This window comes from Paraburkholderia hospita (assembly GCF_002902965.1).
GTDB classification, from domain to species: Bacteria; Pseudomonadota; Gammaproteobacteria; order Burkholderiales; family Burkholderiaceae; genus Paraburkholderia; species Paraburkholderia hospita.
Map to the genome: position 1 here is coordinate 1,340,106 of NZ_CP026107.1, position 14,887 is coordinate 1,354,992.

The 14,887-nt window shown below is 57.9% G+C and carries 16 protein-coding genes and 1 pseudogene; 8 read left to right on the top strand and 9 right to left on the bottom strand.

Annotation, left to right across the window (positions count from 1 at the left end; all coding sequences use genetic code 11):
- The first annotated feature begins 37 nt into the window (after nt 1-37).
- On the top strand, nt 38-1,018 hold the full coding sequence (locus C2L64_RS39270) for a GlxA family transcriptional regulator (protein ID WP_007580144.1): 981 nt from the start codon (nt 38-40) through the stop codon (nt 1,016-1,018).
- Nucleotides 1,019-1,542: 524 nt separating this feature from the next.
- Here C2L64_RS39270 and C2L64_RS56380 read toward each other — a convergent pair.
- Nucleotides 1,543-1,845, bottom strand: coding sequence for a hypothetical protein (locus tag C2L64_RS56380; RefSeq protein WP_007737716.1), 303 nt, complete (start codon nt 1,843-1,845; stop codon nt 1,543-1,545).
- Between the two features lie 185 nt (nt 1,846-2,030).
- Here C2L64_RS56380 and C2L64_RS39280 point away from each other — a divergent pair, with 185 nt between their 5' ends.
- The 4 genes from C2L64_RS39280 (at nt 2,031) to C2L64_RS39295 (ending at nt 5,947) form a co-directional block, all read left to right on the top strand.
- The gene (locus C2L64_RS39280; protein WP_007580145.1) at nt 2,031-2,282 is read left to right on the top strand and encodes a hypothetical protein; all 252 of its coding nucleotides are present in this window, start codon (nt 2,031-2,033) and stop codon (nt 2,280-2,282) included.
- A gap of 236 nt (nt 2,283-2,518) precedes the next feature.
- On the top strand, nt 2,519-3,619 hold the full coding sequence (locus C2L64_RS39285; protein WP_007580146.1) for a hypothetical protein: 1,101 nt from the start codon (nt 2,519-2,521) through the stop codon (nt 3,617-3,619).
- A gap of 651 nt (nt 3,620-4,270) precedes the next feature.
- Entirely contained in the window at nt 4,271-4,864 is a 594-nt protein-coding gene (locus tag C2L64_RS39290; RefSeq protein ID WP_007580147.1) for a universal stress protein, read from the top strand.
- A 270-nt stretch (nt 4,865-5,134) separates the two neighbouring features.
- On the top strand, nt 5,135-5,947 hold the full coding sequence (locus C2L64_RS39295; protein ID WP_007580148.1) for an RMD1 family protein: 813 nt from the start codon (nt 5,135-5,137) through the stop codon (nt 5,945-5,947).
- Nucleotides 5,948-6,404: 457 nt separating this feature from the next.
- On the opposite strand, the gene C2L64_RS39300 is transcribed toward C2L64_RS39295, so the two are convergent.
- The 4 genes from C2L64_RS39300 to C2L64_RS39315 all read right to left on the bottom strand — a co-directional run bounded on the left by C2L64_RS39300 (nt 6,405) and on the right by C2L64_RS39315 (nt 8,933).
- Nucleotides 6,405-6,716: a DUF4148 domain-containing protein gene (locus C2L64_RS39300; protein ID WP_007737721.1), complete on the bottom strand. Its 312-nt coding sequence runs from the start codon at nt 6,714-6,716 to the stop codon at nt 6,405-6,407.
- Nucleotides 6,717-7,063: 347 nt separating this feature from the next.
- Entirely contained in the window at nt 7,064-7,321 is a 258-nt protein-coding gene (locus C2L64_RS56385) for an Ig domain-containing protein (protein ID WP_407671853.1), read from the bottom strand.
- A 177-nt stretch (nt 7,322-7,498) separates the two neighbouring features.
- Entirely contained in the window at nt 7,499-7,927 is a 429-nt protein-coding gene (locus C2L64_RS39310) for a hypothetical protein (RefSeq protein WP_051058165.1), read from the bottom strand.
- A 535-nt stretch (nt 7,928-8,462) separates the two neighbouring features.
- Entirely contained in the window at nt 8,463-8,933 is a 471-nt protein-coding gene (locus C2L64_RS39315) for a glycine zipper domain-containing protein (protein WP_081498807.1), read from the bottom strand.
- 365 nt (nt 8,934-9,298) lie between these two features.
- Between C2L64_RS39315 and C2L64_RS39320 the strand changes: the two genes are divergently transcribed.
- Nucleotides 9,299-9,562, top strand: a complete 264-nt coding sequence (locus C2L64_RS39320; protein ID WP_007580153.1) for a hypothetical protein — start codon at nt 9,299-9,301, stop codon at nt 9,560-9,562.
- Nucleotides 9,563-10,153: 591 nt separating this feature from the next.
- A complete protein-coding gene (locus C2L64_RS39330) occupies nt 10,154-10,372 on the top strand; it encodes an SH3 domain-containing protein (protein ID WP_079493263.1) in 219 nt (72 codons plus the stop codon).
- A 134-nt stretch (nt 10,373-10,506) separates the two neighbouring features.
- Here C2L64_RS39330 and C2L64_RS39335 read toward each other — a convergent pair.
- Nucleotides 10,507-10,890: pseudogene (locus C2L64_RS39335) on the bottom strand (ISNCY family transposase); the annotation flags it as partial.
- Nucleotides 10,891-10,943: 53 nt separating this feature from the next.
- Here C2L64_RS39335 and C2L64_RS39340 point away from each other — a divergent pair.
- Nucleotides 10,944-12,482 (top strand): IS3 family transposase, encoded by a 1,539-nt coding sequence (locus C2L64_RS39340; protein WP_086908662.1) that lies wholly within the window; start codon nt 10,944-10,946, stop codon nt 12,480-12,482.
- 173 nt (nt 12,483-12,655) lie between these two features.
- Here the strand turns inward: C2L64_RS39340 and C2L64_RS55225 are convergent, their stop codons facing one another.
- From C2L64_RS55225 to C2L64_RS39355, 3 genes are all read right to left on the bottom strand, one after another.
- On the bottom strand, nt 12,656-13,048 hold the full coding sequence (locus C2L64_RS55225) for a hypothetical protein (RefSeq protein ID WP_007583923.1): 393 nt from the start codon (nt 13,046-13,048) through the stop codon (nt 12,656-12,658).
- Nucleotides 13,049-13,145: 97 nt separating this feature from the next.
- Entirely contained in the window at nt 13,146-13,814 is a 669-nt protein-coding gene (locus C2L64_RS39350) for an RraA family protein (RefSeq protein WP_007583921.1), read from the bottom strand.
- Complete coding sequence (locus tag C2L64_RS39355; protein WP_007583920.1) at nt 13,811-14,851, bottom strand: amidohydrolase family protein; 1,041 nt, start codon at nt 14,849-14,851, stop codon at nt 13,811-13,813. The genes C2L64_RS39350 and C2L64_RS39355 overlap by 4 nt, the downstream gene beginning before the upstream one ends.
- Nucleotides 14,852-14,887: the final 36 nt, after the last annotated feature.

Below are 14,887 nucleotides of genomic sequence, written 5' to 3' on the forward strand. Positions count from 1 at the left end.
GTGTCGAAATCGACATTCATCGTGGAAATACCGACACATGACTTCTCACCCGACAATCGAAATTGGCATCGTCCACTATCCGGGCGCGCAACTCGCAGCGATACATGGTTTGAGCGACCTGTTCGAAGTCGCAAATCGTTTCGTCGCACAACATCAGAGTGAGGGATCGGCCTTTCTGCTTGTCAGTCAGTGGCACGCCCGTACACGTGGCAAGGCACCTGTCAGAGACCATGACAAGGGCGAAAGTGCAGACAGGTCACCCGCAGTCATTCTGTTGCCGCCAAGCCTTGGTGGACAGATCAGTCACGACGACGCCGCGCCATTCGTCGACTGGTTAGTCGAACATCATCGGGCGGGGACGACACTCGGCTCCATGTGCGGAGGCGCTTTCCTGCTGGCTGAAACAGGGCTTCTCAACGGACGGACGGCGACGACGCATTGGGCTCACGCTGACATCTTCCGGGCGCGGTTTCCTGATGTGCGCCTCGATGTCGACAGGCTCATCATCGATGACGGCGATATCATCTGCGCGGGCGGTTTGATGGCGTGGATCGACCTGGGCCTGAAACTGGTCGACCGTTTTCTGGGGCCGACCATCATGGCCGAGACGGCCCGATTTCTGCTGGTGGATCCGCCCGGGCGCGAGCAACGCTATTACAGCGCTTTCTCCCCGAACCTGATCCACGGCGACGCCGCCGTGCTGAAAACCCAGCATTGGCTCCAGGCGACAGGGGCCAAAGATATAGCGCTTGCGTCGCTCGCCTCGTGTGCCGGACTCGAAGAGCGAACCTTCCTGCGACGGTTCAGGAAGGCGACGGGGATGACCGCCATCGATTACTGTCAGCAGTTGCGTGTTGGCAAAGCGCGCGAAATGCTGCAGTTCACGACATCCTCGATCGAGACGGTTGCATGGGACGTGGGCTACCGGGACGTGGGCGCGTTTCGCAAGATTTTTAGCAGAGTCACGGGCCTCACGCCCGGTGAGTTTCGCCGACGCTTCACTGTAAATCACGGCTAGAGCGGTGCGGTTCCATCTACTCTCCAAGAGCAGGGGACACGCCTTTCGGTAGCCTGATAACAAGCCATTAGTGGTTCAGCGATTGATCTCATCGACAAACTCTTTCGGCGTGACGATCGGCCATTTCACTGTGCCAGTTGCCATTTTTTGAGCCTGTTGACGTCGAGACTCGTATTCGCGAATGCGGTACCGCATGGCGCGACCGCCTGCGACGGACAACTTTGTCTCACGCCGGATTGATACCTGCCAATCGGCATGGCCACGGGGTTTCCTGTGTACCGGGCAGAGGTTTCTCCCGCGCCAAGGCAAGCGGGCGGCAGAGGTTTAACCGCTGTAACCGGCTTCGATACGCAGTTCTGCAGAGTAAATGTCCCATTTGTGGACTATCTCTGTTTTGACGCGGGTGGAACCTATCCGTTGCCCTCCGGAAATGGGCGGAGGCCACGCGTCACCAGATGCCCGAGTGGCGTAGTGCCCAGTCAGATCAGCACACAAAGTCGCCAGATTCGTCTCCGATTGTGAAGTCACAAAGGGGAGTGCGTGCCCTGCCTGGCAGCGCCCAGTTTTGCTGTCGCCGTTCTGGCTGCGAGAATGCTCCGGATGGTCGCAAGGGAATGGTCGGCGACTAGACTCGAGGTTTGTCGAAGCGGCGCGGAAAACGCCGGAGTTCTCACGCCAAGGCATCTGCAAACTGTCGAGAGATAAGGTTTGCCCGATCCGGCGCACTGCGCGACAGCGCTGGCGATCGCGGCATCGCCAACGTGCTTGCGAAGCCATTCGAGGGTTTGCCGGTCCTTCTCGTTGTAGACCCTGACCAGGTGCTCCATTACGCCTCCCGAGATACTGTATGCAAACACAGTACTGTAAATTTATACAGGTTTTGGGCGGATGGCAAGGACTCGGGGTTAATTCATGGCGAGCGTGCCACCGGATCGCAGGTAACCATAGCGCCCACCCATGCGAAATTAAGGGCGCTAACGAACGTATGTAGTGACTTTGTATTCAGTAGCGCGTGTTGTTCCGCCTTTCCTGCTATGGCATCCACGAGGGCAAGGCGGGCCTGTCCATCGGCCAGTTTCCCGAAAGCGGCCACGTCCCCGCTGAACTTGAGGGCTTCGTCGATGACAGTTTTCTACAAGCCCTTTTTGGCAAGAACCGGATCATCGATCAGGTGCGGGACGACACCATTTACGTTCATCTCGTCGTCGACACGCGACGCGATCTGCTGGGCCTTCTCCAAAGAATCGTGCTGCGGCTGTTGTAAGCCACTACGACGTGACGGGGGCGAAAACGTCCAGCGTAGGGTAGTTGGGCGTGTTGCAAATTCCTTAATGCGATAGAACCAGAAGTTCACCACCCGACACGACAAGATATTCGAAAGTACTTTGGAATGCGCCTGCCCGTTTCCTAAGCTAGGGGAGGGCCGCGGTAAGCCCGCGGATTCGTTGCCTGGCGGGAAAGGTAAACGGGAATCGGAAACGGGAAAAGGAGCCGCCTCAGATGCCACTCACTTTTGATGAACTGATCGAGCTCCTGGACAAGTCCATCTCGGTGGCCGGCGATAGCAAGTCGAAAAAGGCGTTCCTCGCCGATATTTTCCAGCCGATGACCTATGGCGAAGACACGGAACTCGACCCGGATGTCGTCCTCGACCTGCCTCAGACGCAAACGATTCTTGCGAAACTGATCACGCTCACGACGAACGAAACGAAGGCTTCCTATGGGGCGCGGCCCGAACTGCGCGCCGAGCGGCTCACCGCGTTGAAGCAGGTTCAGAGCTGGGTCGCCGGCGGTTCGACAACGAGCCCCGTCTTCAGCAACGTCAATCGCTTCCATGTGGCCGTGCAGGTGGCGCTTCGAGTGAGACGCCCGAGTTCGATGAACCAGGGGCCCCAGGGCTTCTGCGGTCCGGCTTCGATCCTGGTGCCGGTGGTGCGTGGTTGTCCTCTGGACTACGTCGGCTTCGTCGGGGACCTCTTCGACAAGGGGATTGCACGCTTCGGTGAAACGGACGTCGATGTCCAGCAGGCCAACCCGTTCCGGCACGGCTGGACGGCCGCCTGCGGTCCGGCGGCCGACTTTATCGCGTTGGGGAGCCTGCGCTGCAACATCGAAGCGTTCGTCGCCGCTCCGTTGGGCGGCGGTCAGGCTTTCGACTTCCTGAGCAAAGAAAGCCACGCGACGACGCCGGGGCAGATCGCGACGCTGCTCACGCAGGCAGGCTACCGGACCGTACAGAACCAGGCGCTCACCGATTACACGTCGCCGCGCGACGGCACGCGGCTCAGCACCGCCGGCACCAACCTGACGAGCTGCTCGAGTCTGTTCAGGCGCGCGCCGGACTGCGTGGTCATCATGCTGGTGCACGGGACCCTGGCCACGAATGCGAAACGCAGCGCGGTGATCCAAGGCGATGCGCATGTGCCCAAGCTTTCCGATCTCCATTGGATTCTCGTGCGGCGGATCGAAGCCGACGCGACCAACTTGCCGACCGGACGTGTGAAGATGAAGCTCTATACATGGAAGTGGAGCGGCCTCGGCGATTTCGCGATGAAGGACTTCCTGCCGCGCTACTACGGCTATGTCAGCGCGGAGCTGTGATCAAGCCGAGTCATCAACGAGACCAGGCGTTTCGCGGCAGTTCCCGGCCGGGTTCGGTAGGCCGCGGCATATACGAGCGGGATGATGCGGCGAATTCGCGGCACACCAGATTCGTGATCCCAAGCCGCTACAGACAATCGTTAGATTCTTGGCACGTGTGGTCTGACGTTGCGATGCTTTGGTTTCTCAGATTTTCTTATATTTCAACGAGAAAGGCGGCCGACTTATCCACAGGATACCCACGTTTCATGTACTTACTGTTGCGTGGTCACAGCATTGCCATTTGTTGCGTTGATGCTCTTCTGGGAACGCAACACGTTGGGATCCGGCAACGCAGTTTTGCCACACTCAGTGTTGCGCTCCCTCTGGTCCCACGCTTCCGCCTTGAGGGCGGCGCTCCGGCTTCACACCCAGTTCCCACAGTATGTCGTTTCGCCGATATCAATTTGCAGGCCGTGTGGATTAAGCGCGTGTATGAAAATCCGATGGGGTGAAGTGGTGCAGATCATCGACGAGGCACTGCCGTCTGCGTTATTGGACCAAGGTCCAATAACGCTCGGGCGACCCTGTGCATACACTGGAATATGCCATTCAGGTGATTGGCGGATCATGCTCGTCCTTAATGCCGGAAGCGTGTGCGCGAAGTGAGCGATGAAGTCGTTCGACACGAATCGTGCCTGGATAAAAGTCGCCAACCCCGAGATTCGCCAGGCTCAAGACTTCCGATACGTTGCAAGACGTATCGCAGACGAAGCGAACACTGGAGGGTACGCCATGTACCGGACGATCCTCGTCGCCATTGACGGAAGCAGTTCATCAAGACTGGCGCTCAGGGAAGCCGTGCGGCTTGCTGCGTCGACACAAGGCATCGTGCATGCAATTCACGTCGTGGACCACGCGCCCGTGTTTGCATATACGGATCTTGATCCGGTTGAACTTGTGGACGCCATGCGGAAAAGCGGAAGAGTATTGCTCGCTGACGCAGAGCAGGCGTGTGCCGCGGCCCATGTGACGTGTCACGTTGAACTGGTTGAACCTGCCACCTTATCGGACGATGTCGCTTCTATTGTCCAGCGGTACGCGGAACAGGTTCATGCCGATCTCGTCGTGTTAGGTACGCATGGGCGCAGGGGCGTGAGACGTCTGATGCTCGGCAGTGTCGCAGAACGTTTCCTGCGGTGTTCGAATTGCGCTGTCTTACTGATGCGCGACGACGACAGTCAAGAGCGTACACCTCGAGATTGAATCGCCAGTTTCACATGCTACGTTGCCGCGTCGGAAGCGCAATCTAGCTCAGGAATTACTTTGCGTCGTTCATGTCGCGTGGTCCGACTCCGAAGTCAAAACGTGCGTGGGGAAACGAGATTGTGGGAGTCCACCATGTAGAAGGGAGAGAGACCCATCGGTCCGGAGATAACCTGTTCGACAGGCAAGCTATCGGCGACAGCTGGCGCGCAGGTGCGCAGGTGCGGCAAAATGCGTCGTGCAGGAGATCGTTAGATTGACGGGTAGAACATGAACCAGCTCGCTCTCGATTTGCGACAACACGTGAAAGCCCGCGCGCGCCTGATTGGAGACCGGCTTGATCTGAAAAACTATAAGATCGCCAATCCCTTGGGGACCACTCCGCTCACACTGACGGTCGGCTCTGACGATGGCGTAGCGGTTCTATTTCGTTATGGCGTCGTGGTATTTTTCGGCGTCCGTGCCGACGATGAAGTAGCTTTCATTGGTTCTCTCAAAAGCATAATAACCAACGTTTACGACAACCCCGAGGTCGATGAACTCGACATTTACAGCGGAAAATCCAACCCGGGTGTACAGAGCGACGCCGTGTCGTTGGACAAGGTCACATTGGAGAAGATACAGATAATCGCAGACGTACTCGGGAAGAGCCTCGTCTTATCACTATATGAGAAAGAGGTTGCGGGTAAATTTGACGGGATTGCCCCCGTCGCGCTGGAACTGGCTAACTCCGGAAAGGTGATGGCAAACTCGAGATCACTTCTTTCGAAAATTGGCAATCTAATACTGATTGAGCATCGCATGGTTGGGCGTGCCGAGATCGGTGACAAACCTGAAATCCTGTGGGAATTTCCGTCGCTTGGCGGTCTGTATGCAGCTCTCGAAGACGAATTTGAACTTCATGAACGTCACGCGGCGCTAGAGCGCAAACTCACTCTGATCTCGGACACCGTGCAAACCTTGGCCGATATTGTGGAGAACAAGAATATCCACAAACTGGAATGGTACGTAATAGGGTTAATTTGCTTTGAAGTTATTTTGAGCCTCATGGGCATAGCCAGAAGCTGGCTGCTTCCAATCTGATCAACCGACGAATGAGGCACGTCGGTAAACCGCCGCTGAAAGACGAAAAAGGTTGTCCGATGCGAGGCTCCGTTCGATTGCGTCCTGCAGAACCTGGTGCTCCGCTAAAAAGACGTTGGTTTTCCGGCCAAGCCGACGGCGGTTGAAAAGCAATCAGGAATACCGATAAATATCCCGGCCTATCCAGCACGAGTTCCGACCGTCGGGGATTTTTTACAGGTCAGAACCTTCGCCATGCTCTGTGCACGTGAGCATCCGCGCTGCCTGAGTCCGGTGCAGCGTTATAAACCGCGCATTGATATAACGCAGCGGTCCCTGTTAAACCGGATCATCCCGATGATGAGCGAAGCGAAGGTGGCCCCGGGTCGTTGGCGGCACACCGCTGCGCTGCGCTGCAATGCGACGCACGGTTGCTGCGCGCTAAGTCTGAGGAGGTCCGTGGTGGCTCCGGAGCTTCTCACCCGGGATGAAACTGCCGGCACTCTGTTTCGAACCAATGGTCGACCAGGCGCTGCGCGGCGTGTAGATCCTCTGGGAACTTTGGGTCGTCGTTCCATGGTGACGGGTTGTAGCCCGCTTTTCTCAGGGCCGAGAGCTCGCTTTGTTGTTGCGCCCTCGTCGGAGGCGCGTTGCTTCTAAGCTCGGCAAGGTCACGGCACTCTGTTGGGCTCAGATGTGGCCCACTTTGTGGCACGCCGGCGGCGGCACATCCTGTCAGCAGGAGCGCCAACACTGCAAGCGTCGAGCAGTTTCTCGGGAGGTTTTCCATAGCGCATCTCCACGCGTCCGATTGGCGCAACGCAAGCGGTGCGATGCCGCCAGTCGCGCGTGACTTCCGCGTTTATTTTGCCTTAGTCCAGTCACCGGAGCTGGCGCACTGTACAAAGAGACGAAAGTCAGGCGCCAGCGCCTCGAATAACCATCGCACTTCCGAAAAGAGAAATACGCCCACCGGTTGTCGAGCGTCCGAGAAGAGTGCGGAAGTTGGCTTTGAACCACGGATCGCGGTCAACCATCCGAACTAGTTTTCCGGGTTCGGCCAGTTCCAGCCGTTCGCCTGTGGTCTCAAGCCGAAGTTCGAAGGTCGGCTCGACTCACATAGTGGACCACTGGCCGTCAATCATGTGCGTCGCGTCGTCGGTGCAATGGCGTCGGCCTTGACTTCGATCTCGATTCATGTGGAACTGCTGCGTTGCTGCCGGGGATCGTGTAAATGGTGGCGGGGGAGACGACCTTGGGCGTGCCAGTGATCGCGCAGGTTTGTGGATCCAGGACGAGGCCCGCGGGTAGCGATGGCGAACGCCGCATTGCGTGATTGCCCGCCGCTGTTGCTGACGGTTTCCGGAATGATTTCGGTACCTTCCGCGAAGACAACCGACGCGTCGCATTCGGTCAGTCCGGCCGACGCAACGGATGCCGTGCTGTTGTTGCCTCCGCCGTGGCGCCCGCAACCAGCATCGCTACCAGCAAAAGCAGGCCCGTCACACATCGTGTGATAGGGATGGCCGGACCCTCATCCTGTTTTCTATCAACATAGGTCAAGCGTCCAGATTAATCAGCCAAAAGAGATCGCACTGCCAGTTCACCGCGTTCTTCCGACGTCCGCGCGTTGTTGAGGGGGACATCTAAGCCACCGTCGTCCGGCACCGGCAAGAAGAGTGAGAAGTGAATCAGCGCGCTTTTTGCGGACAGTTCGATATTGCAGAGTTTCGTGCCACGATCCGGATTGGTGAAAAGGATGCCCGCGCGGGCCGTGCCCGGTGGAATTGGATTCTTGAAGGCAAGTTTGTAGAACGGGTCATCGACTTGCGCGTTAGTTGGTCCACCGCGTAACGGATGCAGGGCCCAAACAACGTCGAAAGGTAAAAAGTGGCCGCCGTCAGCGCCTGTCCGAAACAACCATAACGATTGAGCGGTTCTATTCGTTACCTCAAGCCATACAGGCTGCACGTTGACAGCATATAGATCGGCGCCGAACATGCGCTTGCTATCCTCCGCGCTGAGTACTGCGGCACTCACGCGTACGCTGTGACTCTCCTCCGTCACGGCGCGAGCGCGCAGCGGCGCGTCGTTATCCGTCGTTGGGTCATGCCACGGCGCACAACTGGCTAATGCGAACACCAGCCACACCAAACATAGTGGGTATCCGGGCGAACGCGTCAATCGTTTTGAAGAAAGCATCGTGAGCCGCCCAGCACTCAGTCATGGTGGGTTGTCAAAATCTTCTAGGCGAAAGAACCCGCTCACACTCGCGTAGAGGAGATTGGCCGTTACTTGTCATCGCCCGGTCATTTGTATCGCCCTGTGACCAGAATAGTCGGCGTTCATCAGACGCGACGACATCGGTTCCGGCATTCGGTCTTCACGATGTCGTCGTCGTCGAAGGCGTGAGCAGAAGTAAATTGACTTTCACCGATGCGCTCATGAGCAGAAACAGTGGTCCGCGAATAGATTCCGCCTGAATCGCATCGCGGATCACTGTCACAAGAGGCTTTTCGGTCTAGAGATTTAGGGCCTACTGCATCGTATACCCACGGCCACTCATGCAGGCGGAATATGCCTGATTGAATGCCCCCATTGCATTCTGATTTTGCGCCTGGGCCGATGCTTGGGCATTCCGCTGGTTCTGACGCGCGCGCATTCCTCCACCCATTGTCCCGGCAACCGCGCCAACTGCAGCGCCCTTTCCGGCGTCGCCAGCAATCGCCCCAATGACTGCACCACCGGCGGCCCCGCGAGCAGCGCCGCCGACTCGCTCCCCGCCGCCTACGGCGGGCCCGGATGGTGGCGGAGGTGTGGCAGCCACCGCTGCAGGATCAACGCCAGTTTGCGATTTGGCCCACGATGCGCATGATGACTGATCCTGCTGCTGTTTCTGCGAACTTTGACCTTTGGCCGGATAGGCTACGGGCTGCGCCGCTGCTGCAGCCTGCCAGAAGAGCAGCACAGCAATTGCAGAAATTTGACGCTTGCTGAACGTGTGCATGAGACCCCCCTTGTTTGCATGCTCCCTTTCAGTCTATTCGCTGCATGGCGCCAGCGAAAGTGGTCGTTACGTCAATCGTAAGCCCGTTGAATTCCGTCAAGGGCAGGGGAGCAGCCGCGCACGCCTTGCAAGACAGTGTGACCGTTCCTCAGGAGCCGAGAGTCAAACCAGCGACCGACGATTTGAAAGTAATTGATTCATTTACTGCCACTAAGCCGTTAACTTCAGCATGACGAACAGCGCGGTCGACTTCATCGGCGACATTGATTCGGCTTGTCTCTTGACCAGATAGCGATATGTGCCGCAGGGGCTGATGACGGCACTCATGCTAGGATTCCTCGCAGAACATCCCGGAGACCGCTGCCATGTCGAAACCCGTGATTTCGCCGGAAGAGTTTATTGCCGAAGTGAATGAGCGATTGCCGAACATCGGTGGATATGAAAAGGGTATGCGTGTGTCTCTCTATCCGGAGGGAAGCAACGGCGCGACAGCGAGCGGACATGGTTTGGAACCCGATACCATCGAGGCAAGGGCCGTCGCTGGAACAGCGGTCTCGAAGGTTCTTTTCGAGTTCGATGTAAATCCGCATATCTCGCGAGAGTCCTGGTTTACTCTGTTGAGTAAATGACAAATACCGAGCTCCGCGAGCTTTCACAACAGTCGAAGGAGCAGGAGTCCCGACGTGGAACTTTGGATTCAACCCTGCGCGCCATGCGCTGACCTTTACGGACAGCCGTCCACGGTACATCCGCACGATACGTTGACCTTGGTCGGAGCCGGCGCAGTGAAAGACGCTCAAGTTGAGCAGCACTACACCTGCACGCGATGCAGCGCCGCATTCACGCGTATCCTCAAGGGCGAGCCGCGAAAACAAGTCTGGATGCTGCTGAACGCAGGGCAACATTGAGCTGGAGCGCGCGCCCTTGCTAGCAAGCTGCTTAAAGAACACGAGTCCTGAATTGCCGCGCCGCCCCTCGGAGCCTAGGCAACCGCCCAAGCGGCACAAACGGCGGCGGAGATAGCCATGTGGACTTGCCGAAACTGCAATGCACGTTTCTCATTCGATCAGGTCGAAGCTCAAACCGACGAAAGCGGATTTTCTTTCATGCGTCGCAACTGTGACTACCGAAACAACCTGGTGAACGTAGGTCCAGACGCGGCGGGGCGCCCGCAGCTTATCCAGCGCGACGACGAGTAGGGCACCTTTTCGGAGGCGGTCATGCATTTCGACTATAGGGAGTTTCACATCAACGCGTCGCCTCTTGATGAAGGCGGCCGTTACTATGCTCGAGCAAAGATCTACCGGCGCGACCCGGTGACCGGAGATGCCGTGGAAGTGAAATATTCGGGCGACCTTGGCGACTATCCCTCTGACGCGGATGCTATCGAAGCGGCGCAGCGTTGGGCGATTCAGTGGTGCGACAACAGCTCCGGATAGGGCACCCGTACGGATTCCTCGAAACGGCTCAGATACGCCGATGATTTGGTCTCTGTGAACCGGCTTCGGAAAAGCGCCGCAAAACGGCCTCGTCGCGAGTGCTTCGTGTTCGCTCATGGTGTCGTTGTCCTTGCAGTTAGATCGGTGGCCGTGAAGTGCAGCGTCATCAGCCGGCTGGTTGCATCGTCCACGTACACCAGCAGCGTGCACGCGGGCGCCCGTTCCTCGAACCAGTGGTGATCGCTACCGTCGATCTGCACCAGCTCGCCAACGCACGCACGGCGACTGCGTAACTGATGGATCTTCGGTGGCCGCTGCCGGCGCGGAATCCACAGATCCGCATCGGTCATCAGCCGCCTGACCGTCTCCCTGGCCAGTTGCACTCCGTGGCACTCGCGCAGCTTCTCGCACGCCAGCGTCGGCCCAAAATCGGCATAGCGCTCGCGGATGATCGCGATCGCACGCGCCGCAGTGCCGGCATCGAGCCGGTTGTTGCTGGGCTTCCCGCAACGCCCCGACACCTAGCTAGAAGGGGGTGCGGCGGAATTCTTGGACCATCAGGAGGTAGTCCATGTATTCCTACGAAGATCGCATCCGAGCGGTCAAGCTCTACGTGAAGTTTGGAAAGCGCCTTTCCGCGACCGTTCGTCAATTGGGCTATCCCACAACGAAATCCCTCGAACGTTGGTATCACACATACGAGCGATGCCTGCATTTGCCGAGGGAACGTATTTGCGTGAGGCCGCGCTATTCGGCAGAACAAAAAAAGGCGGCCACAGACCACTACATGAACCACGGCCAGTGTCTGGCAGCAACGACAAAGGCCTTGGGATATCCGGGACGTGGGACGCTCGTCGCATGGCTCGACGAGTTGCATCCTGAACGAAAGAAACGCGCTCTCGGGAAGACTTCGGGTATTCGATACGCACCAGAGCTCAGGCAATCCGCGGTCATCGATCTGTGCACGCGAGGGGAAAGCGCTGAGGAAGTTGCCAAAAAGATTGGCGTGAGCCGCCCAACGTTGTACAACTGGAGAAATCGGTTACTGGGTCAGGAGGCTGTTTCGACCATGACACGCCGCAACGATCCGCCGCAGACCTCCGAGCAGACGACGCTGGAGCAGCAGGTCGAATCACTCCGACGAGACATCCGGAAGCTCCAGATCGAACACGACATCCTGAAGAAGGCCAATGAAATATTAAAAAAAGGCCTGGGCGTCGACCCGCAACTCCTGACGAATCGGGAGAAGACGGAGCTGGTTGATGCCCTCAAACAGACTTACACGCTGCCGGAGCTTCTTGCTGAATTGAGGCTTGCCCGTAGCTCCTACTTCTATCACCGGGCGCGGTTACAGAGTGCCGACAAGTATGCTAGTGCACGCCTTGCCATTGCAGATATCTTTGAACTGAATCACCGCTGCTACGGATATCGCCGGGTGCGTGCGGCACTCGGCAGACAGAAAGTCTTCATCTCGGAGAAGGTCGTTCGGCGCCTGATGAAGCAGGAAAATCTAAGCGCGGCCACGACGAGGCGACGTCGATACGGCTCCTACGCTGGAGAAATAGGTCCGGCTCCAGATAACCTTATCAATCGGGACTTCCGGGCCGCAGCACCGAATGAAAAATGGCTCACAGACATCACAGAGTTCCAGATTCCTGCCGGCAAAGTCTATCTGTCGCCAATCATTGACTGCTTCGATGGGCTTGTGATCAGCTGGTCGATCGGTACGCGACCAGACGCCGAGCTTGTGAACACGATGCTCGATGCTGCCGTCGAAGCAATGGGCAGCAGCAACAGCCGACCTGTGGTCCATTCGGATCGCGGTGCGCATTATCGCTGGCCAGGCTGGCTAACCCGAATACGTGAGGCCAATCTGATCCGTTCAATGTCGCGCAAAGGCTGCTCGCCTGACAACGCGGCGTGTGAAGGCTTCTTTGGACGGCTGAAAACGGAACTGTTTTACTCTCGAGACTGGCAGGCCATCAGCACCGACCAATTCATCGAGGTCGTTGATTCGTACATTCGCTGGTACAACGAGAAACGGATCAAGATCTCACTTGGCGCACTCAGTCCGATTGAATACCGGGAGAGTCTCGGGCTGACGACTTAAACCAGTCCAAGAATTCCGCCGCACCCCCGAAGCGGACATTACAACTTAGCCTCTACAAGATTTAACGTCGATAATTTATGTTATGTCAAATTAAGAAGCTCACCAATCAGGCGTCTCCAACAACCCCGACCTTGACTGGCACCCACCACCAGCCAAGCCCCCACAACCCCACCTCAAACCCCCACATCCTCCACCAACCCCGCCTTCAGCGCCCGAATCCGCCGATCAACGAAATACCCCCCACCTTCCGTATAACGCAAGTACAACCGCCCGCACTCCGAACACTCCCACACACCACACCGGTTATACGGAAAGTACCGCGGCGCGATCGGCGCATCCGGCGACCAGTACTGAACGTTAGCCGGCCGATACTCAGCAAACGTAGGCTCAGGATCATCCTCGCGCATAAGCGTAGCCACCTCGACAAGCCGCGTTTCATCGAGCGAAAGCGGTTGCGATTGCCATCCATCCAGCGGCGTCTTCGTGCAGGAGCAAGGCGCCCAACCATTCTCTTCAGCGCGCTGAGCAAGTGCGACAAGCGCCGCTGCGTCCACATAGGGTGTCATGAAATATTGCCTGTTTCCAGATTGATTCGATGCCGACGGCGCGAGCGTCCCTTATACCTCAAACTCACGTAACCACGCCGCGCCGCTCACCGAAACCTCACCCGTTCATCATCCGATCGCGATGCGGCATCACCCATGTCCGGTCGAAACGGCCTTCGGTAATCGATCGCAACGCAGCCGCTTCCTTCGCGCCCTGCTTGCGCGCGCCTTCAATCACGCTTTCCACATCCGAAGGTGCAATTGCCAGCAGTCCATCTTCATCGCCAACGATGATGTCGCCCGGATTGACCACCATCCGTCCAACCGTCACGGGCACATTGATTTCCCCTGGTCCATTCTTGTAAGGCCCGCGATGCGTGACGCCCCGCGCATACACGGGAAACTCCCGTTGACGCAGTGCGCCGACATCCCGTATCGCACCGTCGATCACGAGCCCCTGCACGCCGAGGCTTTCCGCATAACTCGCCATGATGTCGCCCATCAGCGCCTGGGTCAGTTCGCCGCCGCCGTCGATCACGAGCACATCGCCGGGCCTGCAAAAATCGAACGCACGATGGATCGCGAGATTGTCGCCGCCACGCGTGCGCACCGTGACAGCCGTACCCGCCATCGCATGCGGCCTGTGATACGCCTGCAAGCCCACTATTCCACTTGCGCGCGCCATGTTGTCGCTGAGCAGCGACACAGCAAGCTCGCGCAACGCAGCCAGCGTTGCAGGGCTCGCTTGCGGAGCCGATTCATATTCGCGCCAGCCGATCGGATTCATATCGTCGCCCCTTCCGTTGCCAGTTGTTTGTCGAGTTGCGCGGTGAGGCGTGAATACACTGTCCGCGCGTTGTCTTCGTAGATGCGCTGCCGGTCCGCGTCGCTAAGCCATTCGATTGCATCGATATAGCGCCGCGTGTCGTCATAGTAGTGACCCGTCTCGGGATCGATGCCCTGCACTGCGCCGATGGTTTCCGACGCGAAAAGAATGTTCTCAACAGGAATCACTTTCGCAAGCAACTCGGCACCGGGCTGGTGATAGACGCACGTATCGAAGAACACGTTGTTCAGCAGATAGTCGCGCAGCAACGGCCGCTTCATGTCCTGCGCGAGCCCGCGATAACGTCCCCAGTGATAAGGCACGGCACCGCCGCCATGAGGAATGATGAAGCGCAAATCTGGAAAGTCCGCGAACAGATCAGCGGTGAGCAACTGCATGAACACGGACGTATCGCCGTTGATGTAATGCGCGCCCGTCGCATGAAAATTCGGATTGCACGATGACGACACATGAATCATCGCGGGCACATCGAGTTCCACCATTGCTTCGTATAACGGATACCAGAAGCGATCGGTAAGCGGCGGCCCGGACCAGTGCCCGCCCGACGGATCGGGATTCAGATTGCAGCCGATAAAACCAAGCTCCTGCACACACCGGCGCAGTTCGGCAATGCTGTTCGCGGGCGACACACCGGGCGCCTGCGGCAACTGGCACACACCGACGAAATGCCTTGGAAATAGCGAGCAAACACGATGCACGAGATCATTGCACTCGCTCGACCAGACGGCATTCGCCTCTGCGCCTGCGAGATGATGTCCCATGCCCGCGGCGCGTGGCGAGAAAATCGTGAGGTCGGTGCCGCGCTCGCGTTGAATGCGGCGCTGTCCCGTTTCGATGCTTTCGCGGATCTCGTCATCCGTGATGACGGGACGCGGCGGTACGGGCGTGCCGTCCTTCAGCGCGGCAATCTGCTTCGCGCGCCACGCCTCGTGCGGTCGTGGCGACGTCGTGTAATGACCGTGGCAATCGATGATCATGTAGCGAACCCTTTGAGTCTTTCCAATGAACCTGCG